Source organism: Noviherbaspirillum sp. (assembly GCF_036563305.1).
Lineage (GTDB): Bacteria > Pseudomonadota > Gammaproteobacteria > Burkholderiales > Burkholderiaceae_D > Noviherbaspirillum.
On record NZ_DATCMQ010000011.1, the window covers coordinates 100,455 to 123,974 of the forward strand.

At 64.1% G+C, this 23,520-nt stretch carries 28 protein-coding genes; 20 read left to right on the forward strand and 8 right to left on the reverse strand.

Translation table 11 applies throughout. The features are described from left to right. The first annotated feature begins 92 nt into the window (after positions 1–92). From VIM12_RS08470 to VIM12_RS08485, 4 genes are all read left to right on the forward strand, one after another. Positions 93–953, forward strand: a complete 861-nt coding sequence (locus VIM12_RS08470; RefSeq protein WP_331941180.1) for a ferritin-like domain-containing protein — start codon at positions 93–95, stop codon at positions 951–953. A gap of 79 nt (positions 954–1,032) precedes the next feature. Further along, the gene (rfaE2, locus tag VIM12_RS08475; RefSeq protein WP_331941181.1) at positions 1,033–1,509 is read left to right on the forward strand and encodes a D-glycero-beta-D-manno-heptose 1-phosphate adenylyltransferase; all 477 of its coding nucleotides are present in this window, start codon (positions 1,033–1,035) and stop codon (positions 1,507–1,509) included. Then, positions 1,506–2,525, forward strand: coding sequence for an asparaginase (locus tag VIM12_RS08480; protein WP_331941182.1), 1,020 nt, complete (start codon positions 1,506–1,508; stop codon positions 2,523–2,525). Before rfaE2 ends, VIM12_RS08480 begins: the two co-directional genes overlap by 4 nt. 12 nt (positions 2,526–2,537) lie before the next feature. Continuing rightward, entirely contained in the window at positions 2,538–3,158 is a 621-nt protein-coding gene (locus tag VIM12_RS08485; RefSeq protein ID WP_331941183.1) for a Spy/CpxP family protein refolding chaperone, read from the forward strand. Positions 3,159–3,184: 26 nt separating this feature from the next. On the opposite strand, the gene VIM12_RS08490 is transcribed toward VIM12_RS08485, so the two are convergent. Genes VIM12_RS08490 through VIM12_RS08500 form a run of 3 tightly spaced genes read right to left on the reverse strand, consistent with a single transcriptional unit; the run spans position 3,185 to position 4,891 of the window. Continuing rightward, positions 3,185–3,643 (reverse strand): copper chaperone PCu(A)C, encoded by a 459-nt coding sequence (locus VIM12_RS08490; RefSeq protein WP_331941184.1) that lies wholly within the window; start codon positions 3,641–3,643, stop codon positions 3,185–3,187. 28 nt (positions 3,644–3,671) lie between these two features. Beyond that, on the reverse strand, positions 3,672–4,142 hold the full coding sequence (gene trmL, locus VIM12_RS08495) for a tRNA (uridine(34)/cytosine(34)/5-carboxymethylaminomethyluridine(34)-2'-O)-methyltransferase TrmL (protein ID WP_331941185.1): 471 nt from the start codon (positions 4,140–4,142) through the stop codon (positions 3,672–3,674). Positions 4,143–4,153: 11 nt separating this feature from the next. Further along, positions 4,154–4,891, reverse strand: a complete 738-nt coding sequence (locus tag VIM12_RS08500) for a ComF family protein (protein WP_331941186.1) — start codon at positions 4,889–4,891, stop codon at positions 4,154–4,156. Between the two features lie 62 nt (positions 4,892–4,953). Between VIM12_RS08500 and VIM12_RS08505 the strand changes: the two genes are divergently transcribed. The 7 genes from VIM12_RS08505 to VIM12_RS08535 all read left to right on the forward strand — a co-directional run bounded on the left by VIM12_RS08505 (position 4,954) and on the right by VIM12_RS08535 (position 10,984). Then, complete coding sequence (locus VIM12_RS08505) at positions 4,954–5,886, forward strand: methyltransferase domain-containing protein (RefSeq protein WP_331941187.1); 933 nt, start codon at positions 4,954–4,956, stop codon at positions 5,884–5,886. Between the two features lie 495 nt (positions 5,887–6,381). Further along, the gene (coxB, locus tag VIM12_RS08510) at positions 6,382–7,542 is read left to right on the forward strand and encodes a cytochrome c oxidase subunit II (protein WP_331941188.1); all 1,161 of its coding nucleotides are present in this window, start codon (positions 6,382–6,384) and stop codon (positions 7,540–7,542) included. Between the two features lie 18 nt (positions 7,543–7,560). Then, complete coding sequence (gene ctaD, locus VIM12_RS08515; RefSeq protein ID WP_331941189.1) at positions 7,561–9,156, forward strand: cytochrome c oxidase subunit I; 1,596 nt, start codon at positions 7,561–7,563, stop codon at positions 9,154–9,156. Between the two features lie 46 nt (positions 9,157–9,202). Next, positions 9,203–9,310, forward strand: coding sequence for a cytochrome oxidase small assembly protein (locus tag VIM12_RS08520; protein WP_331941190.1), 108 nt, complete (start codon positions 9,203–9,205; stop codon positions 9,308–9,310). A gap of 1 nt (position 9,311) precedes the next feature. Further along, a complete protein-coding gene (locus VIM12_RS08525) occupies positions 9,312–9,875 on the forward strand; it encodes a cytochrome c oxidase assembly protein (protein WP_331941191.1) in 564 nt (187 codons plus the stop codon). A 2-nt stretch (positions 9,876–9,877) separates the two neighbouring features. Continuing rightward, positions 9,878–10,093 (forward strand): DUF2970 domain-containing protein, encoded by a 216-nt coding sequence (locus VIM12_RS08530; RefSeq protein WP_331941192.1) that lies wholly within the window; start codon positions 9,878–9,880, stop codon positions 10,091–10,093. A gap of 30 nt (positions 10,094–10,123) precedes the next feature. Next, positions 10,124–10,984 carry a cytochrome c oxidase subunit 3 gene (locus VIM12_RS08535; RefSeq protein ID WP_331941193.1) on the forward strand — a complete coding sequence of 287 codons (861 nt, stop codon included), beginning with the start codon at positions 10,124–10,126 and terminating at the stop codon, positions 10,982–10,984. A gap of 286 nt (positions 10,985–11,270) precedes the next feature. On the opposite strand, the gene VIM12_RS08540 is transcribed toward VIM12_RS08535, so the two are convergent. Further along, entirely contained in the window at positions 11,271–11,471 is a 201-nt protein-coding gene (locus VIM12_RS08540) for a twin transmembrane helix small protein (RefSeq protein WP_331941194.1), read from the reverse strand. A gap of 87 nt (positions 11,472–11,558) precedes the next feature. Between VIM12_RS08540 and VIM12_RS08545 the strand changes: the two genes are divergently transcribed. From VIM12_RS08545 to VIM12_RS08565, 5 genes are read left to right on the forward strand one after another with little or no spacing between them, the layout of a single operon-like run. Then, positions 11,559–12,272, forward strand: a complete 714-nt coding sequence (locus tag VIM12_RS08545; RefSeq protein WP_331941195.1) for an SURF1 family protein — start codon at positions 11,559–11,561, stop codon at positions 12,270–12,272. Further along, complete coding sequence (locus tag VIM12_RS08550; RefSeq protein ID WP_331941196.1) at positions 12,259–12,849, forward strand: cytochrome C oxidase subunit I; 591 nt, start codon at positions 12,259–12,261, stop codon at positions 12,847–12,849. Before VIM12_RS08545 ends, VIM12_RS08550 begins: the two co-directional genes overlap by 14 nt. A 10-nt stretch (positions 12,850–12,859) precedes the next feature. Further along, complete coding sequence (locus tag VIM12_RS08555) at positions 12,860–13,975, forward strand: COX15/CtaA family protein (protein WP_331941197.1); 1,116 nt, start codon at positions 12,860–12,862, stop codon at positions 13,973–13,975. 7 nt (positions 13,976–13,982) lie between these two features. After that, positions 13,983–14,867 (forward strand): heme o synthase, encoded by an 885-nt coding sequence (gene cyoE, locus VIM12_RS08560; protein WP_331941198.1) that lies wholly within the window; start codon positions 13,983–13,985, stop codon positions 14,865–14,867. A gap of 5 nt (positions 14,868–14,872) precedes the next feature. Continuing rightward, positions 14,873–15,505, forward strand: a complete 633-nt coding sequence (locus VIM12_RS08565; RefSeq protein ID WP_414691771.1) for an SCO family protein — start codon at positions 14,873–14,875, stop codon at positions 15,503–15,505. Between the two features lie 81 nt (positions 15,506–15,586). Here the strand turns inward: VIM12_RS08565 and rpoH are convergent, their stop codons facing one another. The 4 genes from rpoH to ftsY form a co-directional block, all read right to left on the reverse strand. Then, on the reverse strand, positions 15,587–16,477 hold the full coding sequence (gene rpoH / locus VIM12_RS08570) for an RNA polymerase sigma factor RpoH (protein ID WP_331941199.1): 891 nt from the start codon (positions 16,475–16,477) through the stop codon (positions 15,587–15,589). Positions 16,478–16,679: 202 nt separating this feature from the next. Next, the gene (locus VIM12_RS08575; protein WP_331941200.1) at positions 16,680–17,606 is read right to left on the reverse strand and encodes an ABC transporter permease; all 927 of its coding nucleotides are present in this window, start codon (positions 17,604–17,606) and stop codon (positions 16,680–16,682) included. Next, a complete protein-coding gene (locus VIM12_RS08580) occupies positions 17,603–18,289 on the reverse strand; it encodes a cell division ATP-binding protein FtsE (RefSeq protein ID WP_331941201.1) in 687 nt (228 codons plus the stop codon). Before VIM12_RS08580 ends, VIM12_RS08575 begins: the two co-directional genes overlap by 4 nt. Next, complete coding sequence (ftsY, locus tag VIM12_RS08585) at positions 18,286–19,482, reverse strand: signal recognition particle-docking protein FtsY (RefSeq protein ID WP_331941202.1); 1,197 nt, start codon at positions 19,480–19,482, stop codon at positions 18,286–18,288. The genes VIM12_RS08580 and ftsY overlap by 4 nt, the downstream gene beginning before the upstream one ends. A 142-nt stretch (positions 19,483–19,624) precedes the next feature. Here ftsY and VIM12_RS08590 point away from each other — a divergent pair, with 142 nt between their 5' ends. From VIM12_RS08590 to coaD, 4 genes are read left to right on the forward strand one after another with little or no spacing between them, the layout of a single operon-like run. After that, complete coding sequence (locus VIM12_RS08590) at positions 19,625–20,995, forward strand: pitrilysin family protein (protein ID WP_331941203.1); 1,371 nt, start codon at positions 19,625–19,627, stop codon at positions 20,993–20,995. Positions 20,996–21,013: 18 nt separating this feature from the next. Further along, positions 21,014–22,339: a pitrilysin family protein gene (locus VIM12_RS08595; RefSeq protein WP_331941204.1), complete on the forward strand. Its 1,326-nt coding sequence runs from the start codon at positions 21,014–21,016 to the stop codon at positions 22,337–22,339. Beyond that, positions 22,329–22,955, forward strand: coding sequence for a 16S rRNA (guanine(966)-N(2))-methyltransferase RsmD (gene rsmD / locus VIM12_RS08600; protein ID WP_331941205.1), 627 nt, complete (start codon positions 22,329–22,331; stop codon positions 22,953–22,955). The genes VIM12_RS08595 and rsmD overlap by 11 nt, the downstream gene beginning before the upstream one ends. Positions 22,956–23,009: 54 nt before the next feature. Next, the gene (coaD, locus tag VIM12_RS08605; protein WP_331941206.1) at positions 23,010–23,501 is read left to right on the forward strand and encodes a pantetheine-phosphate adenylyltransferase; all 492 of its coding nucleotides are present in this window, start codon (positions 23,010–23,012) and stop codon (positions 23,499–23,501) included. Positions 23,502–23,520: the final 19 nt, after the last annotated feature.

The window sequence follows — 23,520 nt, forward strand, 5'->3', positions numbered from 1 at the left end:
GCTCCATTTTCGCCGGGAGGCGGTCGCCCGCCCCGGCCTCGTCTGCTTTTCTTGGTAGAATCAAACACTTAACCCATACATGAAGGTGCGTAATGCTGTACCCAGAATTATTCAAATCGCTCGAACAGGTTCGCTGGAACATGGAAACGGATATTCCCTGGGATAAGTTCGACGCTTCCAAGCTGTCGGACGAGCAAGCGCAGACCATCCGGATGAATGCAATCACCGAGTGGTCGGCACTGCCGGCAACCGAAATGTTCCTCCGCGATAATCGCGGCGACAGCGACTTTTCCGCATTCATGTCGGTCTGGTTTTTCGAGGAGCAGAAGCACTCCCTCGTGCTGATGGAATATCTCCGCCGCTTCCGCCCGGACCTGGTGCCCACCGAGGAGGAGTTGCACAACGTGCGCTTCGAATTCGACCCCGCGCCGCCGCTGGAAACGCTGATGCTGCACTTCTGCGGCGAGATCCGCCTCAACCACTGGTACCGCTGCGCATCGGACTGGCATACGGAGCCGGTGATCAAGCACATCTACAAGATCATCAGCCAGGATGAGGCACGCCACGGCGGCGCCTACCTGCGCTACATGAAGAAGGCGCTGAATGAAGCCGGCGACGCAGCGCGCGCGGCTTTCGCGAAGATCGGCGTGCTGATGGCGTCCGCACGCCGCACCGAAAAGCCGCTGCACCCGACCAATCTGCACGTCAACCAGGCGCTTTTCCCCAACGACACCGTGCAGAGCCGCCTGCCCGACCCGAACTGGCTGGAGCGCTGGCTCGACGGCCAGATCAAGTTCGATGGCGAATGGGAACGGAAGGTCGTGGAACGGATCCTGCACAACATGTCGCTGCTGTTCGAGCGCACCTTCGAATCGGTGCAGGACCTCAATCGCTATCGCAAGGAAATCACGAACCGCCTCGGACAGAGCGGGGCGAAGCCCGCGGCGGCCTGAGGTCGCGCAGGGGGCCGCTTCCGGCGAAGCGCTACACTAGAGGCCGCAGGCATTCCGCCTGCGGCCTTTTTCATTTGCCATGCCCGAATTCGAAAAGAAGATCTGTCCCCGCCCGGCGCTCGCCGAGCGCATCGCCGGCCTGCCCCGGCCGGTGGTACTCACCAACGGCGTGTTCGACATCCTGCACCGCGGCCACGTGACCTACCTCGCCCAGGCGCGCGCGCTTGGCGCCTCCCTGGTCGTGGCGGTGAATACCGATGCGTCGGTGCGCCGCCTCGGCAAGGGTGACGACCGGCCGGTCAACGCTTGCGAAGACCGGATGGCAATCCTTGCCGCGCTGGAGTCGGTCAGCCTGGTGGTGCCGTTCGGGGAAGACACGGCGCTGGAGGTGGTGCAGGAGGCCCGACCCGAGATCTATGTGAAGGGCGGCGACTACGACATGGCGGCGATCCCGGAAGGGCAGGCCGTCAACGCCTACGGCGGACGAGCGGTGGCCATCGCCTTCGAGCATGACCGTTCGACCAGCAAGCTGCTGTCGAGGGTGCGCAAGCAATGAGCAGCTTTCCCAACCTGGTTCCGCTGGCGGAGCTGACGCGCGGCGGCCACGCCGAATCCGTGCATTTCGGCGCCGTCGCCGTGGTCGACACCGCTGGTCGTGTGCTCTACAGCGCGGGCGATCCGGATTTCCCGACCTTTACCCGGTCGACGATCAAGCCGTTCCAGGCGCTGCCCCTGCTGCGCGGCGACGGCCATGAAAGATTCGGCTACGGCAGCCGTGAACTGGCGCTGCTGTGCGCCAGCCACTCCGGCGAAGACATGCATACGGCGGTAGTGCAGGGCATGCTCGACAAGTCGGGCTGCGACGAAGGCCACCTGCGCTGCGGCTGCCATCTCCCGATGCGTTACGCGGGAACGGACCAGTTGCCTCCCGCTGGCGTGTCGTTCAACCAGTTGCACAACAACTGCAGCGGCAAGCACGCCGGCTTTCTCGCCTATTGCGTGCAGCACGGATTGCCGCTGGAGCATTACCTGGATTCGGGACACCCTTTGCAGCAGGCAGTGCGCAACCATGTCGCCGCCGCTGCCGGGCTGCCGCCGGAGGCGCTCGACCAGGGGATCGACGGTTGCTCGGCGCCGAATTTCGCCATGCCGCTGTCACGCCTGGCACACGCCTATGCGCGGCTGGCCCAGGGAGCCCGGGATCCGGAGTTCGGCAGTCTCTACGCCCTCCTGTTCGACGCGATGACGACGCATCCGGAACTGGTCTCGGGTACCGGCCGCAGCGACCTCGCGTTCATGCGCAGCGCCCCGGGAGACTGGGTCGCGAAAGTAGGCGCCGAGGCGGTACAGGTCATCGGCGTGCGCTCCGCAGGCCTGGGCATCGCTGTCAAGGTGGTCGACGGCAGCAACCGGGCCTTGTACCCGGCCGTGATCGCCGTGCTGCAGCAGATTGGCCTGCTCGCGGATACCGCGGCCTCGCCCCTGTCGGAATGGGAGCGGCCGCAGATGCAGAGCTTCCGCGGCGTCAACACCGGCGAGATACGCGCTGCGCTGCAGCTGCGCAAGCATTGACCAGGAGGCAGGATGAAGAACAGACCGAAACCGGTGCTGGCGGGCGCTGTTTTTTCCACACTCGCACTGCTGTTCGCTGCAGCAGCGCCGTCGGTGGCGGCCGAGAGTCCCTATGCGGGGCAGGAGCAGCGCGCGATCAAGGCATTGTCGCAGCAGGAAATCGACGACTACCTGCAAGGGCGCGGAATGGGAACATCGAAGGCCGCCGAGCTGAACCGCTACCCGGGGCCGCGTCATGTGCTGGACCATGCCCGGCAGCTGGAGCTGACGCCGGCGCAGGCCGCCGGCGCGCAACAACTGTATGACACGATGGCGAGCGAGGCCGCGGGCATCGGCCGGCGCATCGTCGACAAGGAGGCGGCGCTGGAGGCGCTGTATGCGGGCGGACGGGCGGACGGGCAATCCACCCGTGCGCTGGTGCGCGAAATCGCGTCGCTACAGGCGGACTTCCGCATCGTCCATCTGGACGCGCACCTGGCGATGCGCGCGCTCCTCACGCCGGCGCAGATCGCTCGCTACGATGCACTGCGCGGCTATGGGGGCGGGCAGCCGCAGCAACGTGGCGCGGCCGACGCCACGCCCGCCGGCCATGGCGGCCATCGGGCTCACAGCGGCGGCCATCACGGCCGCTGAAAGCGTCCAAGGGGCTGCCGGATCCGTCAGTGACCGTGCTGATGCCCGCCTGCGGCGGCCTTGTCCTGCACGCTGGCCTCGACGGCAAGCTTGCCGGCCTTCTCGAAGTGCAGCGTCAGCGGAAACCGCTCGCCGGCCTTCAGCGGCTGCCGCAGGCCCATCAGCATCAGGTGATAGCCGTCGCCTGGCTTCATCTCCACCCTGGCCGATGGTTGCAGTTCGATGCCAGGGACTTCGCGCATTCTCATCACGTTGCCTTCCATTGACATCGTGTGGATCTCCACCGATTTCGCCACCGGTGTGGATGCACCCACCAGCTTGTCGGCGCGCTTGCCGCCGTTCTCCAGGGTCAGGTAGGCGCTACCGGCCGGCTGGCCGGGCACGGTCGCCCGTGCGTACGCCTGGCTGACCCGCAGGTCCTGCGCCTGCACGCAGGCGGCGGCGCCGAGCGCGGCGATGAAGGTGATGAGCGGGCGAATCTGCATGTTGTCTTCCTTTGGTGAATTGGGCTGGTCAGCTGCCGCCGGCGAAGCCATTCTGGCGCCAGGCTTCATACACGACGACGGCGACCGTGTTGGACAGGTTCAGGCTGCGGTTCTCGGGACGCATCGGCAGGCGGATCCGTTGCGCCGCCGGAAAAGCGTCGCGCAGCTCGGGCGCGAGGCCGCGCGTTTCGGAACCGAACACAAAGAAATCTCCCGGCCGGAAGCCGACACCTGCAAACGGCGTCGCGCCGTGCGTCGTGAGCGCGAACATGCGCGCGGGATCGGGATTTTCCGACTGCAGGAAAGCCTCCCAGCCGGAGTGGACCTTCATCGTCGCGTAGTCATGGTAGTCGAGTCCGGCACGCCGCATCTTTGCATCATCGAGCGGAAAGCCCAGCGGCTCGACCAGGTGCAGGCGGGCGCCGGTATTTGCGCAGAGGCGGATCACATTGCCGGTATTCGGCGGAATTTCAGGTTCGACAAGCACCACGTTAAACAATCACCACTCCTTCAATCAACGGTACGGGCGAAGACGAGCGCAGTCACGCGCGCGGCACCGAAGCGCTTGAGTGCGCGCGCCGCCTCGCTCAGCGTTTCCCCCGTGGTCATCACGTCGTCCACGACGGCGACATGTGCGCCGTGTACCTGCCGCAGGTGCGACGGCGCAACAGTGAACGCCCGTCGCATGTTCCTGCGCCGCTCGTCCGGGTGCAACAGCGCCTGCGGCAGGGTGTCGCGGCGCCGTTCCAGCAGCCGCAGGTCGAGCGGCAGCTGCAGCAGCTGCGCCAGCGGCCGGGCGATTTCCGCGGCCTGGTTGAAGCCGCGCTCCGCTAGCCGGGCACTCCCCAGGGGCACCGCGGTGAGCAGTGACGGCCGCGCCACCTGCGCCGCCTGGCACGCCGCATGCAGTTTCTGCGCAAGCAGCGCCGCGAGCGGCAGCCTGCCGCCGAACTTCAGGCCCAGCACCAGCTGCTCCAGCGGCTGGACGTAGTCGACTGCCGCCACCGCGGCGTCGAAGGCGGGCGGACGTTGCAGGCAGGCGCCGCAGATATGCACTGCCGATGCATCGGCCGGCAGCGGAATCGCGCACATCCGGCAGCGCCCGATGCGGGCAGTGAAGAACTGGCGGTTGCAGCCGTCGCACACGATGTCGCCGCTCTCGCCGCCGCATAGTGCGCAGGCGCACGGGATCAGCGCACGCACAATGCCGGACAGGCGTTGCGATCGGTGTAGGGCTTTCGTCAACATGGGAGCAGGGCGGATGCCAAGCGTGTAAACTCCGCCATTATCTCATTGCATCGCGCCTTCACTTGTCTTCCTCACCCAATGACCAAAGCGCAAGCGGTCCGATCGATCTCGGGCTCGTGCGTCGGCTGTTCCAGTCACCCCGCCATTTCGCCGATTCGGATTTCCTGCGGCGGGAGATCGCGTCGCGCATGCACGAGCGCCTTGCGTTGATCAGGATCGCGCCGCGGCGGGTGCTGGATATCGGCTGTGGCGACGGCCCGGACCTCGGACGCCTGCAGGAGCAATACCCGCGAGCCGAAGTGCTCGGACTCGACGCTTCGGAGCGGCTGCTGCGTGAGGCACGAAGCCGTCACCAGGCCGCAAGCTCCGCCGTGGGCCGCCTGCTCGGTCGATGGTTGCGCCAGGGCACCCCGCACTTGGGACCTGCCGGCCTGGTCTGCGCGGATCTGGCACAGCTTCCGCTGCAGACCGCCGCCGTCGACCTGGCCTGGTCCAATCTGGCGTTGCACTGGCATCCGCAACCCGATCGCGTGTTCGCCGAATGGCGACGCATCCTGGCGGTCGACGGGCTGCTCATGTTCTCCTGTTTCGGGCCGGACACCTTCAAGGAAGTGCGCGCCGCGTTCGCCGAGGCCGACCGCGATGCGCATACGCTGGCCTTTGTCGACATGCACGACTTCGGCGACATGCTGGTGAATGCCGGCTTTTCCACGCCGGTGATGGACATGGAAACCATCACGGTGACTTACGAGGACGTCGACAAGCTGATGCGCGATGTCCGGGCATGGGGCGGCAATCCGCTGCTGACGCGGCGCCGCGCGCTGCTCGGACGCGCCGCATGGCAGCGCGCGCGGCAGGCGCTGGAGGCAATGCGGGGGGCGGACGGTCGCATTTCGCTGACTTTCGAGGTGGTGTACGGGCACGCATTCCGCCCGGCGCCGTCAAAAACGGCGGGTGGCGAATCGATCATCCGCTTCGAACCGCGTCGCAAGTAGGTTTTGCAAGGCCGGAAAAGCCGGCGGCGAGAGTGTGAGAAGGACATTTGCCTCTTGATAACCGCCCAAATTCCGACTTATACTTCCGTGGTTTTGCGCTGTGCACGCGTCTCCCCGGACCGAACCAGGCAACAATTCACGACCACGCGCGATATCTCCAGGCTGATTGCTCGATACTGCCGCGGCGCCAGTTTCCGATTCTTCCGGCTGTGTGCGGCGTTCCGTCCTTCGTAGCAATTCCTTTCGTGGCCGCCGAAGGCCCATGCGATCCATCCGGGGATGTTGTCATCGGGAATCGTTTTTGTTGTATGCTCCCCTGCTGTCGCAAGCGGCCAGGGCAGGGCAAACAGCTGCCGTTGATGCCTTTTCGATCCTGCTCGCGGGTGAAGGAACCGGAAGCGGTGCCGCAGACGAATGGAACAGACGCCGGATGGCGCCCGGAGTGGCGCGTTCGGGAGATGGACAGAATTCCAATTTAAGGCTTTTGAGGAAATTATGAAACTTGCGAAGCGCGTCCAATCCTTGATGCTCGGTGCGTCGCTGCTGGCCGCCGGCCTGCCCGCGTGGGCAGTGGTCGACAGCGAGGGCGGTCCCGCCGTCCGCCAGCTGAACTTCCAGCAACCCGTCACCCGGATCGCCGAGGAAATCTATTCGCTGCACAATCTGATGCTGATCATCTGCCTGGTGATCTTCATCGGTGTGTTCGGCGTGATGTTCTACTCCATCCTCAAGCATCGTCGCTCGCTCGGCCACAAGCCTGCCTCGTTCCACGAAAGCACCGCAGTCGAAATCGCCTGGACCATCGTGCCTTTCCTGATCGTCATCGGGATGGCCCTGCCGGCTACCAAAACCGTGGTCGCGATGAAGGACACGTCCAATGCGGACATCACCATCAAGGCGACCGGTATGCAGTGGAAGTGGGGTTACGACTACCTGAAGGGCGAAGGCGAAGGCATTTCCTTCCTGTCCGCGCTGTCCACCCCGCGCGAGCAGGTCGTCAACGCCTCCGTCACCAAGAACGACAACTACCTGATCGAAGTCGACAACCCGGTCGTCGTCCCGGTCAACAAGAAAATCCGCATTGTCACCACCGCCAACGACGTGATCCACGGCTGGACCATCCCGGCCTTCGGCGTGAAGCAGGATGCCATCCCCGGTTTCGTCCGCGACACCTGGTTCCGCGCGGAGAAGATCGGCACCTACCGCGGCCAGTGCGTCGAGCTGTGCGGCAAGGAACACGCGTTCATGCCCATCGTCGTCAACGTCGTCAGCGAAGACGACTACAAGAAGTGGGTCGACGGCAAGAAAAAGGAAATGGCCGCACTCGCGGACGATCCGAACAAGACCTGGACCGTGGATGAGCTGAAGCAGCGCGGCGAAAAAGTCTATGCCGCCAACTGCGTCGCCTGCCACCAGGCTACCGGCAAGGGTGTTCCGGGCGCATTCCCCGCGCTCGACGGCTCCCCGGTGGTCAACGGTCCGCGCGCGGAACAGATCAACGTCCTCCTGAACGGCCGCAAGGCAATGCCGGCCTTCAAGGGAACGCTGTCCGAGACAGATATTGCTGCGGTGATTACCTACACGCGCAACAGCTGGTCCAACAAGGCCCAGGAAAACATCGTACAACCGGCTGAAGTGCTGGCCGCGCGCAAGTAATCGCATTAGGAGATTGATATGAGCACCACCGTAGTTGATCACGCCCACGATCACTCCCACGACCACGCGCACGACCATCCTCACGGCTGGCGCCGCTGGTTGTTCGCCACCAACCACAAGGACATCGGTACGCTGTACCTGTGGTTCTCGTTCGTCATGCTGCTTTCCGGCGGCGTGCTGGCGCTCGGCATCCGCGCCGAACTGTTCCAGCCGGGCCTGCAACTGGTGCAGCCGGAGTTTTTCAACCAGCTGACCACCATGCACGGCCTGATCATGGTGTTCGGCGCGATCATGCCGGCCTTCGTCGGCTTCGCCAACTGGATGATTCCGCTGCAGATCGGCGCTTCCGACATGGCGTTCGCGCGGATGAACAACTTCTCGTTCTGGCTGCTGCCGCCCGCGGGCATCCTGCTGGTCGCATCCTTCCTCGCGCCCGGCGGCGCCACCGCTGCCGGCTGGACGCTGTACGCGCCGCTGTCGACCCAGATGGGCATCGGCATGGACATGGGCATCTTCGCGATGCACATCATGGGCGCGTCGTCGATCATGGGCTCGATCAACATCATCGTCACCATCCTCAACATGCGCGCTCCCGGCATGACGCTGATGAAGATGCCGATGTTCTGCTGGACCTGGCTGATCACCGCCTACCTGCTGATCGCCGTGATGCCGGTTCTCGCAGGCGCCATCACGATGACCCTGACCGACCGCCACTTCGGTACCTCGTTCTTCAACGCGGCCGGCGGCGGCGACCCGGTGATGTACCAGCACATCTTCTGGTTCTTCGGCCACCCCGAGGTTTACATCATGATCCTGCCGGCGTTCGGCATTGTTTCGCAGATCATCCCCGCATTCGCCCGCAAGCCGCTGTTCGGCTATGCATCGATGGTTTATGCGACTGCTTCGATCGCGATCCTCTCGTTCATCGTCTGGGCACATCACATGTTCACCACCGGCATGCCGGTGACCGCGCAGCTGTTCTTCATGTACGCGACCATGCTGATCTCGGTGCCGACCGGCGTGAAGGTGTTCAACTGGATCGCCACGATGTGGAAGGGCTCGATGACCTTCGAGACCCCGATGCTGTTCGCCGTCGGCTTCATCTTCGTGTTCACGATGGGCGGCTTCACCGGCCTGATCCTCGCGGTCACCCCGATCGACATCCAGATGCAGGACACCTACTACGTGGTCGCGCACTTCCACTATGTGCTGGTTGCCGGCTCGCTGTTCGCACTGTTCGCCGGCTTCTACTACTGGGGTCCGAAGTGGACGGGGTACATGTACAACGAGACCCGCGGCAAGATCCACTTCTGGGGTTCGATCATCACGTTCAACATCACCTTCTTCCCGATGCACTTCCTGGGACTGGCCGGCATGCCGCGTCGCTACGCCGACTACCCGGCGCAGTTCACCGACTTCAACATGATTGCCACGATCGGCGCGTTCGGCTTCGGCCTGATGCAGGTGTACTTCCTGTTCGCCGTGGTGCTGCCGTCGATCAAGGGCGGTGCGAAGGCGGCCGACAAGCCGTGGGACGGCGCCGAAGGCCTGGAGTGGACCGTGGCCAGCCCGGCTCCTTTCCACACCTTCGAAGTGCCGCCGACGGTGAAGTAACCGGAAGAAAAACGGAAGCGGCGGGTGCAAGCCCGCCGCGAAAACGATGCCCGATCCGCGCAAACCGAATAACCTGAAAACAGGCCTGATCCTGGCGTCGATTGCGCTGATGTTCTTTATCGGCCTTTTCGTCAAGAAAATCTGGCTCAGCTGACATGACTCCTCGGACCGATACTGGCGGAACCCGCAAGCTCAACAGGCAAATGCTTGGCAAGCTGCTGGTGATCGCCGTGATGATGTTCGGTTTCGGATATGCGCTGGTGCCGATCTACAAGAAGATCTGCGAAATCACGGGCATCAACCTGTTGACGCCGAAAGACGTCACAGTCGAGGAAATAGGAAATACGCAGGTCGACAAGACCCGCACCATTACGATCGAGTTCGATGCAACGGCGCAGGGCCCGTGGCGTTTCCGCCCGACGGTCTCCAGCATGCAGGTGCATCCAGGCGAAATGGCGCAGGTCGTCTATGAAGTGGTGAATACCCAGCCGCGCAGCATCGACGCGCAGGCGATTCCAAGCTATGCCCCGCAGCAGGCATCGGCGCACTTCAAGAAGATGGAGTGTTTCTGCTTCAAGCAGCAGACGCTGGGCCCCAACCAGGCAAAGCAGATGCCGGTCGTGTTCTATATCGACCCGGCGCTGCCGAAGGACGTGAGGACAATCACCTTGTCGTACACCTTCTTCGAAATCGGTGGGCCGGGCAAGAAATCGAGCTGAATATGGACGATTTGAAGAAGGCGTCGCAGCGCAAGGCGTCCTTCGGGGCGACAGTGAAGGCAGTGTTGTGGTCGTTTTTCGGCGTCCGGAAGAAAAGCGACTATGAACAGGATGCGCAGCAACTGAATCCGGTGCATGTGATCATTGCCGGCATCATCGGCGCGCTGATCTTCATCGCAACCTTGCTGTTGATCGTGAAGAGTGTCGTCGCGCAGTAACTAATTTGATATTTGTATCGGGAGATGGAGATGAGTTCTCAACACGCTACCAAGGTGCCGTACTACTTCGTACCCGGCCCGTCGATGTGGCCGGTGCTCGCAGGTGCATCGATGCTGGTCACGATGGCCGGCGCGTCCGGCTGGGTCAATGGCCTCGGCTGGGGACCGGCGGTAACCATCGTCGGCATTCTGGCCGTGCTGGTCGTGCTGTACAAGTGGTTTGGCGACGCCATCGCGGAGTCGGAAAGCGGCCTGTATGGCCCGCGCATCGATCTGTCGTACCGCTGGAGCATGAGCTGGTTCATCTTTTCCGAAGTCATGTTCTTCGCCGGTTTCTTCGGCGCGCTGTTCTACGCCCGGGCTGTGACCGCGCCCTGGCTCGCCGACCTGGACCACAAGATCCTGTGGCCGGACTTCTCGCCGCAGTGGGGCAACACCCCGGCCGGCACGATCGACCCGTTCACCAAGATGGGTCCGTTCCCGATCCCGACCATTAATACCGCGCTCCTGCTGGCCTCCGGCGTCACGCTGACCATCTCGCATCATGCACTGCGCGCCGGCGTGCGCGGCAAGGCGATCTTCTGGCTCGCCGCGACCATCCTGCTGGGAGCGGTGTTCATGGGCTTCCAGGTGTACGAGTACATGCATGCGTACAGCGACCTGAACCTGAAACTGACCTCCGGTATCTATGGTTCGACCTTCTTCATGCTGACCGGCTTCCACGGTTTCCATGTGACGCTCGGCGCGATCATGCTCGCGGTGATCCTGTACCGCCTCATGAAGGGCCACTTCACCGCCGACCAGCATTTCGGCTTTGAAGGTGCTGCCTGGTACTGGCACTTTGTCGACGTGGTCTGGCTCGGCCTGTACGTCGTCGTCTACTGGCTCTGAGCAGAAACTGCAGTGATGCAAAAGCCGCACCTCGGTGCGGCTTTTTTACTGAGGCGCGCGCCGGCTCGCCGTGCGCCTTCAAACGTGATACGCGGGCGACATCGCGCTGGCGCTTGCCGCAGGCAGCTACGGGTTGTCAGGCCGGCAAGGGAACACAGGCGGGATCAGTCCCATTGCGCGAGATCGCAACGGAACGCGACAGACAAGCGGCAGTCGGATTGCGCGACAGGCCCGAAGCAGGTGTAGTTGGAAAGCCAGGCGGCGCCCGAGGGACGCTGACGCGTGCTTAACGGATGCCGGTGGGCTGAATCCAGCCCTGGCTGTGGGCGATCAGGATCAGCACGAACAGCGTGATGGAAAATCCGACCCGGAACGCAAGTGCCTTCACCGTGCGATTGCTCTTGCCCTTGTCGCGCATCAGGAAAACGAGCGCGGAACCGAGGCTGGCAAGGATCAGGATGAAGGCGATGGCGACCAGGATTTTCATGAGATTCGACAGGGGCGCCGAGGCGCGCTGCAGTGCCCGCCGCGCCAAGGGCAGCAAGGCGGCGGAAATCGGAAAACACACATTGTAATGCCAATGACCTTCCGCTTCAGATGGATTCCCTTCATTGCCGCACTCTGCGTGGCCGCGCTCGGTTTCGCGCTCGGGCAGTGGCAGACCCGGCGCGCGCTGGAGAAAGAGGCCATCGAGGCAAGGATGATCGATCGCGCTTCGGCGCCGCCGCTGATCTTGAGTTCGGCCCTGCAGCACCCAGATGACATCGAGTTCCGCCGAGTGCGCGCCAGCGGCGAGTTCATGCAGGACTGGCATGTCTACCTCGACAACCGGCCGCATGCCGGTGTAGCGGGTTTCCACCTGCTCACACCATTCAAGCCTGCCGGCAGCGACAGCTACGTGCTGATCGCAAGGGGGTGGCTGCCGCGCGACCCGGTAGAACGTACCCGCATCCCGCAGGTCGCGACGCCGGCCGGAACGGTGCAGGTGGAAGGCGTGGCCAGGCGCAATACCGGGCGCGTGTTGCAACTCGGTGACGCCGCGCCGCTCAGGCCGGGCGCCATCGTCCAGAATGTCGAGATCGAGGCGCTCGCGCGCGCCGCGGGCATCCGCCTGCAGCCCTTCATCATCGAGCAGGGCGGGGACATGGATGACGGCCTGGTGCGGGACTGGCCGCGGCCTTCTAGCGGCGCCGAGAAGCACCGCGGCTATGCGTTTCAATGGTATGCGCTGGCACTGATGGCGCTGGTATTTTTCGTAGTGACTGGATTCAGACGTGGAACAAGATAAGCAAAAAAGAGGCGGACGCTGGAAGCTGTTCGCGGTGCTCGCGGTCTGCGCATCGCCGATGATCGCGTCCTATCTCACCTACTATGTGATCAAGCCCGAGAGCCGGACCAACTACGGCGCACTGATCGATCCTCGCGCCTATCCGATCCCCGCGCTCGGCGCCACCTCCCTGGACGGTAAGCCGGTCGCGCTCGACGCGTTCAAGGGCAAGTGGATCATGCTGCACAGCGCCGCAGCGGACTGTGACGAAGCGTGCCGGAAGCGCCTGCACGACATGCGCCAGCTACGCCTGGCACAGGGCAAGGACATGGACCGCATCGAACGCGTGTGGCTGGTCACCGACGACAAGCCGGTGGAGACCATGCTGATGCGCGAATACGACGGCACGCACTTCCTCCGGGTACCGGAGCAGGCACTGAACAAATGGCTGCCGACCGAGAACGGTACCGTGCCGCAGGACCACATCTACATGATCGACCCCCTGGGCAATCTCATGATGCGTTTTCCAAAGGACGCGGACCCGAACAAGGTGAAGAAAGACCTTTCCAAGCTGCTGAAGGCTTCCCGCATAGGATGATGGAGCAGCAATGCTGATACAACTCGCGATCATGGGCCTGCTGGCCGCGATGCTGCCGCTCGCCATCGTCTGGGTGTCGAACAATCCCGACAAGTACCGCAAGCTGGTCTGGGTCACGGTTTTCCTGACCTTCGACCTGATCATGTTCGGCGCCTTCACCCGCCTCACCGACTCCGGCCTCGGCTGCCCCGACTGGCCCGGTTGCTACGGCCATGCCAACCCGCTGCAGGCGCACGAGCACATCAGTGCCGCCGAAGCCGCGATGCCGACCGGTCCGGTGACCGTCGTGAAGGCATGGATCGAGATGATCCACCGTTACCTGGCGATGGGGGTCGGCGTGCTGATTATTGCCATCATGGTCATTGCCTGGCGCCGCTGGCTGCAATCGCGGAGGCAGGCACTGCGCTTCTCGCCGGGGTTGCCGACGATGCTGTTCGTATTCGTCTGCCTGCAAGGCGCGTTCGGCGCCTGGACCGTCACCCTCAAGCTGCAGCCCGTGATCGTCACCATCCACCTCATGCTCGGGATGGTCCTGCTGGCCATGCTGACCTGGCTCGGCGCCCGGCAGTCCGGGGACGGCCGGGCGGTTGCCATCAATGCCAGCCCGCTGAGCCTGTCGGCCGCCGCCGCCATGGTCCTGCTGGCCGTGCAAGTCGCGCTCGGCGGCTGGGTCAGCACCAACTACGCGGCGCTGGCATGCCTCGACTTCCCGCTTTGCCATGGGAAGGTCGTCCCCGAGATGGACTTTGCCAACGGGTTCGCGCTGTGGCGCCATCTGGGCAAGACCGTCGATGGCGACTGGCTGCCGTTCCCCGCCCTGACCGCGATCCATTGGGTGCACCGCAATTTTGCCTTCGTTGTCGTCCTGTTCATTGCCTGGGTCGGCTACAAGGCCATGCAGCGGGAAGCAACACGGCGCACCGGAAAGCGCCTGCTGATCCTGGTGTGCTTGCAGTTCATCACCGGCATGTCAACCATTTTCCTGCAGTGGCCGCTGGCGCTGGCCGTGATCCACAATGGCGGGGCCGCCGCCCTCGTGCTGCTGCTGACCATGTTAAACTTCGAGGTTCGCAATTCGGCGCAAGGCGCCGCGGACCGGGCGCCGACCCGGCTCTCGCCCGCATGAGATCCAAGTGAATACTCTGACTATCCCTCCCAACCGGCTGGCCCAGTACTGGGCGCTCACCAAGCCCCGCGTCACGCAGCTTGCGGTGTTCTGCGCCGTGATCGGCATGTTCCTCGCGTCGCCCGGACTGCCCGACTGGAAGATCCTGGTGGCCGCGACCATCGGCATCTGGCTGCTGGCGGGGGCTGCGTTCGCGGTCAATTGCCTGGTCGAGCGCGAGATCGACTCGCGCATGGCGCGTACCGCGCGTCGGCCGATGGCCCGGGGCGAGCTGACGGTGCCGCAGACCCTGGTCTTCTCCGGCGTCATCGGCGGCGCCGGCATGTGGGTGCTGTTCACCTTCGTCAATCCGCTGACCATGTGGCTCACCTTCGCCACCTTCGTCGGTTATGCCGTGATCTACACCATGCTGCTCAAGCCGGCGACGCCGCAAAACATCGTGATCGGCGGGCTGTCCGGCGCGATGCCGCCCGCGCTCGGTTGGGCAGCGGTCGCCAACGATGTCCCGATGCAGGCATGGATCCTGGTGCTGATCATCTTCGTCTGGACCCCGCCGCACTTCTGGGCGCTTGCGCTGTACCGCAGGGATGATTATGCGAAATCCGGATTGCCGATGCTGCCGGTCACGCATGGCCTCAAGTTCACCCAGTTCCACATCTGGCTGTACACGATTGCCCTGGTCGCGACGACCATGCTGCCGTTCGCGGTCCAGATGAGCGGCCTGCTTTACCTGGCCAGCGCCGTCGTGCTCGGCGCGATCTTCCTGCGCTATGCCTGGCGGATGTACCGCGACTACAGCGATCTTCTTGCGCGCCAGACGTTTGCCTATTCCATCGTCTACCTGTCGCTGCTCTTTGCGGCGCTGCTGGTCGACCACTATTTCAGATTCTGATCGTGATGCCTCTCCTGTCCCTACGTTCCCTCGCGCCGCTCACACTGGCGGTGGCCAGCCTGTTCCTTGCCGGGTGCGACCGTCAGCAGGGCGAGGGCGCCCAGATGGTGCTGTCGCCGGTGAACTCGACATTCAAGAACACCGACGTCACCGGCCTTGACTATGCAAAGGGCTTCTCGATCAAGGATCATAACGGCCAGCTGCGTACCCTCGAGAGCTTCAAGGGCAAGGCGGTCGTCGTCTTCTTCGGCTACACGCAGTGCCCCGACGTCTGCCCGACCACCATGTCGGAGATGGCAAACGTCATGCAGCAACTCGGCCCGCTGGCGGACCGGGTGCAGGTACTGTTCGTGACCGTCGATCCGGAGCGCGACACGCCGGAACTGCTGTCGAAGTACGTGCCCGCCTTCGATTCCCGCTTCCTCGGCCTGGTCGGGGACAAGGCCGAAACCGAGAAGATCGCGAAGGATTTCAAGGTATTTTTCCAGAAGGTGCCGGGCAAGGAAGCCGGCAGCTACACCATGGACCATACTGCCGGCAGCTACGTATTCGACCCCGAGGGCAGGATCAGGCTGTTCGTCCGCCATGGCCAGGGCGCAGAGCCGATCGCCCACGACCTCAAGCTGCTGCTGTCCTGATACCGGCCCCGACGGTCGGGAAAAGAAAAAAGGCGCTCGTTATCGAGCGCCTTTTCGTTTGGGACGTTGCCGCCCGGTGCCTCAGGCGTACGAGGCCAGCGTGCTTTTCATTTTCTTCAGTGCTGCGCTTTCGATCTGGCGGATGCGCTCCGCCGACACGCCGAATTCGTCCGCCAGTTCATGCAGCGTCGCGCCAGAGCCGTCGTCGTTGGCCAGCCAGCGCGCCTCGACGATGCGGCGCGAACGCGGGTCGAGCTTGGCGAGGGCGGTTTCCAGTCCTTCCGATTGCAGCCGGTCGAACTGACGTGCCTCGATCTCCCTGGTCGGCTCGTTCGACTCCGACGACAGATAGGCGATAGGAGCGAACTTGTCGTCCTCGTCATCCGTCGGCGCATCAAGCGCGATGTCATGGCCGGACATCCGGGTTTCCATCTCGATGACTTCCTCGCGCTTGACGTTCAGCGTCCTCGCCAGGTCATCAACCTGCGCCGGCGTCATTGCATCCAGCCCGGCCTTGTGGCTGCGCAGGTTGAAAAACAGCTTGCGCTGGGCCTTGGTCGTCGCCACTTTGACCAGGCGCCAGTTCTTGAGGATGTACTCGTGGATCTCGGCCTTGATCCAGTGCATCGCATAGGACACCAGGCGGACACCCTGTTCCGGATCAAAGCGTTTCACGGCCTTCATCAGGCCGATATTGCCTTCCTGGATCAGGTCCGCGTGCGGCAGGCCGTAGCCGAGATATCCGCGGGCGATGGAGACCACCAGCCGCAGATGCGACAGCACCAGTTTCTGGGCGGCGCCCAGATCGTTTTCATTGCGCAGCCGGCGCGCCAGCGAGGTTTCTTCCTCCGGCGTCAGCATCGGAATGCGGTTAACGGCGGAAATATAAGCTTCGATATTGCCGAGATTGCCGGAAAAACCTAGCGCCAGGGCCTTGTTGCCAAACGGGACCAGTGCAGATTGTGCTTCCATTCTTTCTCCTTGCTTCCCAAGCTGCTGCAGGCAGGACTGCCTGCAGCCTTCATGGCAAGTATATTAGCACTCCGGTAGGGAGAGTGCTAATCGCCGCTTTTTACCGGACCGATAGGGGCTGCCTAATTGCATTCCTGACAAGGCGAGCAATTACTTTAATGGACCGCGTGGCTGCCTTGTTGCGGGCCGTCAAGATCTGCCGTCAGGCAAGCCGGGCCAGGTAGCGTCTGACGCAAAGGGCGGCGCCCATCAAGCCCAGTAAGGCGCTGGAACCCAGGAGCAGGACGGAAATGCCGGGGGGCAGCGGGGCCATCCGGAATTCGGACGCATATAGACGGGCAAAGTCTGCGATGGCGCCATTCAGCGGCTGCAGCGCAAGCGCGACGACGGCCAGGGCCAGCGCGCCGGCAATCAGCCCGAGCAGGGCGCCCGCATAGTAGAACGGCCGGCAGACGTAGCTGTCGGTTGCGCCGATCATCCGGCACACCTCGATCTCCTCGCGCTGCGTCATGACCTGCAGCCGGATGGTATTGAATACCACCGCAATCACCACCACCCCCAGGGTGGCTGCGAAGAACAGCAGCGCCAGCCGCAGCACCCGCAACAACGCCGCCAGACGTTTCACCCAGGCCGAGTCGATCTGCACGTATTCGACGCCGGGCAAGGCCTTGATGCGGGAGCCGATGTCTTCCGCCCTGGCCGCCCCGGCCGGGTCCTGCACGCCGGAGAGTTTCAGTACGTAGCCGTCGGGAAGCGGATTCTCTCCGAGCGCGGTGATTGCTTCCGACAGGCCGGACTTGTCCTTCAATGTCGTCAGCGCGCGCTCGCGGGGGATGAACTCCAGGCGGCCGGCAGCGCCTGACTCCTGGACGATGCTGCGAATCTTCGGGGCGAGGCCGTTGGCCTGCTCGCGGCTGGCGTCGAGTGCCAGAAAGATGCTGATCTCGGGTTCCACGGCGAGCTGCTCGGATACGGGACGTACATTTTCCAGGATGGTCAGCCCGGCGAAGGGCAGCGCCAGCGCGATCGCGACCACAAGCGCGTTCAGGATGAAGCTCCCGCGCGATCGCAGGACATGGCGCAGCGCATCCGCCAGCGCAAGGGAATGGAGGCGTAGCCAGCCGCTCATGCGTAAACCTCCGGCGCCGGTTCGACAGCAGGCACGCCGGTCAGGCGGCCGCGCTCGAGGTAGATCACGCGGGAGGCATTGCGCAGGATCGTCTCGTCGTGGGTTGCGATCAGGCAGGTGACGCCCACGCCGTGAAACGCCTCCAGCGCGCCCATCACGCGGTTCGCGCTCGCGCGGTCGAGGTTGGCCGTGGGTTCGTCGGCGAGGATGATCTGAGGCCGGTTGACGATGGCCCGGGCAATCGCCACCCGCTGCTGTTCGCCGCCGGACAGCGCCAGCGGCTCGCTGGCGGCATGGTCGAGCAAGCCGACCTTGTCCAGCGCGGCGCGGGCGCGTTTCTCGGCGTCCGCGCGCGGCGTGCCGGTGACCAGCAGCGGCAAGGTCACGTTGGCCAGAACGCTGCGATCGGTCAGCAGACAGTGCGGCTGGAAGATCAGGCCGAGGTTGCGGCGCAGGTAGGGCAGGCCGGATGCCTTCAGTCTCCCGACATCCTGCCCGTTGACGGTGACGGTGCCGCTGCTCGGCCGCTCCATTGCCGCAATCATCCTGAGCAGCGTCGACTTGCCCGCGCCGGACGGGCCGGACAGGAACACCAGCTCGCCCTTGTCGATCCGCAGGTTGATGTCGGACAGCGCCGGCGCATTGCCGGCATAGAACTTGGATACCTGCTGAAATTCGATCATGACAGCAGCGCGTCCACAAATTCCTGGGCGTTGAACGGCTGCAGGTCCTCGATCTTCTCGCCGACGCCGATGAAATAAACCGGGACCGGCCGGGTCTTGGCGATCGCCGCCAGCACGCCCCCCTTGGCAGTGCCGTCCAGCTTGGTCACCACCAGGCCGGTAAGCTGCAGCGCGTCGTCGAAGGCCTTGACCTGGGCCAGCGCGTTCTGGCCGGTGTTGCCATCGATGACCAGCAGCACTTCGTGCGGAGCGCCGTCCATCCCCTTGCCGATCACCCGGCGAATCTTCTTGAGCTCCTCCATCAGGTGAAGCTGGGTGGGCAGGCGCCCGGCGGTATCGACCATCACGACGTCGAGCTTGCGTGCCTTCGCCGACTGCACCGCGTCGAAGGCCACCGCGGCCGGATCGCCGGACTCCTGGGCGATCACGGCGACGTTGTTCCGTTCGCCCCAGATTGCCAGCTGTTCACGTGCGGCGGCACGGAAGGTGTCGCCGGCGGCAAGCAGTACCGACTGCCGGTGTGCCTGCAGGTGCTTGGCCAGCTTGCCGATGGTGGTGGTCTTGCCGGCGCCGTTGACGCCCGCGATCATCACGACCAGCGGCTGCTGCCGTCCGAGCACGAACGGCTTTTGCAGCGGCGCGAGCATGTCGACCAGCAGGGCGCGCAGCGCCGCCTTCACCTGCTGCGCGTCGGTCAGCTTTTCGCTCCGGACCTTTTTCTTCAGCGCGTCGAGCAGGAAGCGGGTCGCCTCGACACCGGCGTCCGCCATCAGCAACGCGGCTTCGAGCTCATCGTAGAGATCGTCGTCAATGCGCGCGCCCACGAACAGGGTGGTGAGGCTGGAGGAGGTCTTGGACAGGCCCGACCGCAGGCGCTGCATCCAGGACTGCTTCTGCTCCTGGGTCTGCACGTCGGCGACCAGTTCGGATTCGTCGTCCTCCTCGACTGGCAGGACGTCGGTCGGGGTAGCCGGAGCGGTCGGAATGGCGGCCTCGGACGAGGCCGGGGTTGCTTGCGTCGCTCCTTCTGCCGGCGCCTCGTCCTTCTTGAACCAGGATGGAATCCAGGACGACTTCTGTTCGGCGGGCGCCGCGGTCTCGCCGGTGGCGCCTGCGGTTTCCGCTGCGGCGTCCGGGGCGGTGTCCTGCACCGGCGCCGCGTCTTTCTGTTTTTTCTTCAGGAAACTAAACATCTGTGGAGGCGGGATAAGCGATCAGGCGCGCGCAAAGGCGCACGACAGAAAGAAGATACAATCGGAACCTCATTTTTGCGGCGCCGGGGCAACCCGGGTTTCCGCATCAAAACCAGCCTCGTATTTTATCAGAGCACAGACCATGAAATTTCGGATTGCCCTTACCGCGGCGGCCTGGGCGCTCGGCCTGTTCGTGCTGCCGGCGCATGCCCAGGATGCGCAGGAGTTCATGCTGAAGAACGGCATGAAGGTGATTGTGAAGGAAGACCATCGCGCTCCCACGGTCGCCCACATGGTGTGGTACCGGACCGGCTCGATCGACGAACAGAACGGCACCACGGGGATTGCCCATGCACTCGAGCACATGATGTTCAAGGGTACCAAGACCCTGAAACCGGGCGAGTTCAGCCAGCGGGTGGCAGCCCTCGGCGGCCGCGAGAATGCCTTCACGAGCAAGGACTACACCGCCTATTTCCAGCAGATCGAGAAGTCAAACCTCGAAAAGGTGATGGCGCTGGAGGCGGATCGCATGGCCAACCTGATATTCAGCAAGGAAGAATTCGGGCGCGAGATCCGGGTGGTGATGGAGGAGCGGCGCTGGCGCACCGAGGACCAGCCGATCCCGCTGTTGTACGAAGCGCTGTACGCGACCGCGTTCATGGCCCACCCTTACCGCCATCCGATCGTCGGCTGGATGAGCGACCTGCAGAGCATGACCGTGCAGGACGCAAAGAACTGGTACGACCGCTGGTATGCGCCCAACAACGCAACCCTGGTTGTGACGGGGGATGTGGAGGCGAAGAAGGTGCTGGCGCTGGCCGAGAAGCATTACGGAAAGATCGCGCGCAAGGCGGTGCCGGAGACCCGGCCGCAGGTCGAGCCGGAACAGAGGGGGATCCGCCGCACCACCGTGAAGGCGCCGGCCGAAAATCCATACGTGGTGCTGGCATTCAAGGTGCCCGCCATGCGCGACGTCGAGAAGGACGACGAGTCCCACGCGCTGGATGTGCTGGCCGCCATCCTCGACGGCTACGACAACGCCCGCCTGAACGCGCGCCTGGTGCGTACCGAGCGGGTGGCCAATTCGGCGGGCGCCGGCTACTCCAACATCAGCCGCGGCCCGGCCCTGTTCCTGCTGGACGGCACGCCGGCGGACGGCGTGACCACCGCGGAGCTGGAGAAACTGCTGCGCGCCGAAGTCGAACGGATCGCCAACGAAGGCGTCTCGGAGGAAGAGCTGCAGCGCGTGAAGACGCAGCTGATCGCCAGCCAGATCTACAAGCGCGATTCCATCTTCGGCCAGGCGATGGAGATCGGCACGATGGAGATGTCGGGCATCTCCCACCGCCAGATCGACCGCATCATCGAGAAGCTCAAGGCGGTGCGGGCCGATCAGGTCCAGGCGGTGGCAAGAAAGTATTTCGGCGACGACACGCTGACGGTGGCCACCCTGGTGCCGCTGCCGCTGTCGGAGAAGAAGACGCCGCCTGCCCCCAAGGGCCTGCGGCATTGATTGCACGAGGATAGGAAGATGATCAAGCGTTTCTGGTGGGTGGCGGCAATCGCGTTTTCGGTCTGTGCGCCGGCATATGCCGCCCTGCAGATCCAGTCCTGGACTTTGGACAACGGCGCCCGCGTCCTGTTCGTTGAGAACCGTTCCATTCCCATCCTCGATGTCAGCGTGGAGTTCGATGCCGGTTCGCGCCGCGATCCGGCCGGCAAGGCGGGAACGGCCGATCTGACGGTGGCGATGCTGGCCCGCGGACTGCGCGAGGCGACCGGGCCCCGGTCCGAGCCGGCAATGAGCGAGGCCGCGATATCGGACGCGTTCGCGGACCTTGCCGCCCAGCGCGGCGGCGGCGCCGGTGCCGACCGGGCGGGCGCAACCCTGCGCACGCTGTCCAGCAGCCGGGAAAGGGAAACCTCGGTCGCCTTGCTGGCGCGCATCCTCGCGCACCCCGCGTTCCCGGCGGACCTGCTTGCGCGCGACAAGGCACGCACCATCGCGGCGATCAAGGAGGACGAGACCAAGCCGGAGTCGATCGGCAACAAGGCCTTCTGGCGCATGATGTACGGCGACCATCCGTATGCCCAGCACGAGACGGTGGCATCGGTCGAGGCGATCGGCCGCGACGACCTCGTCAACTTCCACCGTACCCACTACGTTGCGAACCGCGCAGTCATTTCGATGATCGGCGACGTCAGCCGCAACGAGGCGGACGCCATCGCGCGCGAGCTGACAGCACGCCTGCCGCAGGGCGCGCCGCTGCCTGCGCTGCCGCCGGTCCAGCTGCCGCCGCCGCGGGAGCAATACATTGCCCATCCGGCTTCGCAGGCGCACATCCTGCTCGGCGTGCCGGCAATCGTGCGCGGCGATCCCGATTATTTCCCGCTGCTGGTGGGGAACTACACGCTGGGCGGCGGCGGCTTCGTGTCCCGCCTCACGCATGAGGTGAGGGAGAAGCGCGGCCTCTCCTACAGCGTCTACAGCTATTTCAACCCAATGGCGCAGGCGGGGCCGTTCCAGGCCGGCCTGCAAACCCAGAAGGACCAGGCCGACGAAGCCCTGAAGATCGTGCGCAGCACCATCGCCGATTTCCTGCGCGAAGGCCCCACGCAGCAGGAGCTGAAGGCCGCCAAGGACAACCTGGTCGGCGGCTTTGCACTGCGCATCGACAATAACCGGAAGATCCTCGACAACATCGCGGCGATCGGGTTTTACGGACTGCCGCTCGACTACCTCGACACCTGGACCGCGCGCGTCTCCAAGGTGACGGCGGCGGAAATCCGCGCCGCCTTCCAGCGCAAGATTGCGCTCGACAAGATGACCACCGTCGTGGTCGGCAATGAGAAATAAGCCTGCGCGTTCCGGCCGCGCCCACGCCGGTCCGGCACGTCAGGTGCGCATCATCGGCGGCCAGTGGAAGCGTACGCCGCTGCCCGTACTTGATGCGGAGGGGCTGCGTCCGACCCCGGACCGGGTGCGCGAGACGGTGTTCAACTGGATCGGGCACTTCGTCGGCAATGACTGGACCCCGCTGCGTTGCCTGGACCTGTTTGCCGGCACCGGCGCGCTCGGCTTCGAGGCAGCCAGCCGAGGCGCGCAAGCCGTCACCATGGTCGAATCGGGCATGCCTGCGCTGCGGCAGCTGCAGGCCAACCAAGCCAAGCTGGACGCACGCCAGGTGAACATCGTGCGCGGCGACGCGCTGGCGGTGCTGCAGTCGCTGCAAAGCCGCGGCGAGCGCTACGACCTGATCTTCCTCGATCCACCCTACCACCAGGACTGGCTGGTAAAAATACTGCCCCTGTGCGAACCGTTATTGAATGTTTCGGGCATGGTATATGCTGAAGCTGAAATGCCGCTCGACCCCGCGTCGGGCGCGGACTGGCTGCAGCGCTGGGAGGTGCTTCGCAACGACCGCGCGGGCATGGTGTTCTACCACTTGTTGCGCCGCAATAGCCCACCTTAAATTCAGGCATAATGCGCGTTCCGGAATTTGTACAGAATTGGTCAGGGAGCCGCGATGGTTACAGCTGTTTATCCAGGAACATTCGATCCGCTCACCCGCGGACACGAAGATTTGGTCCGCCGGGCGTCGGGGCTGTTTGACAAGCTGGTGGTCGGCGTGGCCGACAGCAAGAACAAGAAGCCGTTCTTTTCCCTCGACGAGCGCCTGTCGATCGCCAACGAGGTGCTTGGGCACTATCCGAACGTGCAGGTGCAAAGCTTCTCCGGCCTGCTGAAGGATTTCGTGCGCGCACAGGATGCGCGGGTGATCGTGCGCGGACTGCGCGCCGTGTCCGACTTCGAATACGAATTCCAGATGGCCGGCATGAACCGCTACCTGCTGCCCGACGTCGAAACCCTGTTCCTCACGCCATCCGACCAGTACCAGTTCATCTCCGGCACCATCGTGCGCGAGATCGCCACGCTGGGCGGAGACGTATCCAAGTTCGTTTTCCCGTCCGTGGAAAAGTGGCTGAAGAAAAAATTGGCGGCCGGAGGCGGCCAGTAATTCCCGCAGCAATCAGGAC

Excerpts from the sequence above, each read along its gene's own strand:
- VIM12_RS08480 (WP_331941182.1), top strand. The coding sequence starts at position 1,506 with ATGAGCAGCTTTCCCAACCTGGTTCCGCTGGCGGAGCTGACGCGCGGC.
- rfaE2 (WP_331941181.1), top strand. The coding sequence starts at position 1,033 with ATGCCCGAATTCGAAAAGAAGATCTGTCCCCGCCCGGCGCTCGCCGAG.
- coxB (WP_331941188.1), top strand. The coding sequence starts at position 6,382 with ATGAAACTTGCGAAGCGCGTCCAATCCTTGATGCTCGGTGCGTCGCTG.
- VIM12_RS08490 (WP_331941184.1), bottom strand. The coding sequence starts at position 3,643 with ATGCAGATTCGCCCGCTCATCACCTTCATCGCCGCGCTCGGCGCCGCC.
- VIM12_RS08590 (WP_331941203.1), top strand. The coding sequence starts at position 19,625 with ATGAAATTTCGGATTGCCCTTACCGCGGCGGCCTGGGCGCTCGGCCTG.
- VIM12_RS08535 (WP_331941193.1), top strand. The coding sequence starts at position 10,124 with ATGAGTTCTCAACACGCTACCAAGGTGCCGTACTACTTCGTACCCGGC.
- VIM12_RS08595 (WP_331941204.1), top strand. The coding sequence starts at position 21,014 with ATGATCAAGCGTTTCTGGTGGGTGGCGGCAATCGCGTTTTCGGTCTGT.
- VIM12_RS08540 (WP_331941194.1), bottom strand. The coding sequence starts at position 11,471 with ATGAAAATCCTGGTCGCCATCGCCTTCATCCTGATCCTTGCCAGCCTC.
- VIM12_RS08575 (WP_331941200.1), bottom strand. The coding sequence starts at position 17,606 with ATGAGCGGCTGGCTACGCCTCCATTCCCTTGCGCTGGCGGATGCGCTG.
- VIM12_RS08530 (WP_331941192.1), top strand. The coding sequence starts at position 9,878 with ATGGACGATTTGAAGAAGGCGTCGCAGCGCAAGGCGTCCTTCGGGGCG.
- rsmD (WP_331941205.1), top strand. The coding sequence starts at position 22,329 with ATGAGAAATAAGCCTGCGCGTTCCGGCCGCGCCCACGCCGGTCCGGCA.
- rpoH (WP_331941199.1), bottom strand. The coding sequence starts at position 16,477 with ATGGAAGCACAATCTGCACTGGTCCCGTTTGGCAACAAGGCCCTGGCG.
- VIM12_RS08525 (WP_331941191.1), top strand. The coding sequence starts at position 9,312 with ATGACTCCTCGGACCGATACTGGCGGAACCCGCAAGCTCAACAGGCAA.
- VIM12_RS08470 (WP_331941180.1), top strand. The coding sequence starts at position 93 with ATGCTGTACCCAGAATTATTCAAATCGCTCGAACAGGTTCGCTGGAAC.
- VIM12_RS08580 (WP_331941201.1), bottom strand. The coding sequence starts at position 18,289 with ATGATCGAATTTCAGCAGGTATCCAAGTTCTATGCCGGCAATGCGCCG.
- VIM12_RS08485 (WP_331941183.1), top strand. The coding sequence starts at position 2,538 with ATGAAGAACAGACCGAAACCGGTGCTGGCGGGCGCTGTTTTTTCCACA.
- VIM12_RS08520 (WP_331941190.1), top strand. The coding sequence starts at position 9,203 with ATGCCCGATCCGCGCAAACCGAATAACCTGAAAACAGGCCTGATCCTG.
- ctaD (WP_331941189.1), top strand. The coding sequence starts at position 7,561 with ATGAGCACCACCGTAGTTGATCACGCCCACGATCACTCCCACGACCAC.
- VIM12_RS08555 (WP_331941197.1), top strand. The coding sequence starts at position 12,860 with ATGCTGATACAACTCGCGATCATGGGCCTGCTGGCCGCGATGCTGCCG.
- ftsY (WP_331941202.1), bottom strand. The coding sequence starts at position 19,482 with ATGTTTAGTTTCCTGAAGAAAAAACAGAAAGACGCGGCGCCGGTGCAG.
- coaD (WP_331941206.1), top strand. The coding sequence starts at position 23,010 with ATGGTTACAGCTGTTTATCCAGGAACATTCGATCCGCTCACCCGCGGA.
- VIM12_RS08500 (WP_331941186.1), bottom strand. The coding sequence starts at position 4,891 with ATGTTGACGAAAGCCCTACACCGATCGCAACGCCTGTCCGGCATTGTG.
- VIM12_RS08565 (WP_414691771.1), top strand. The coding sequence starts at position 14,873 with ATGCCTCTCCTGTCCCTACGTTCCCTCGCGCCGCTCACACTGGCGGTG.
- VIM12_RS08545 (WP_331941195.1), top strand. The coding sequence starts at position 11,559 with ATGCCAATGACCTTCCGCTTCAGATGGATTCCCTTCATTGCCGCACTC.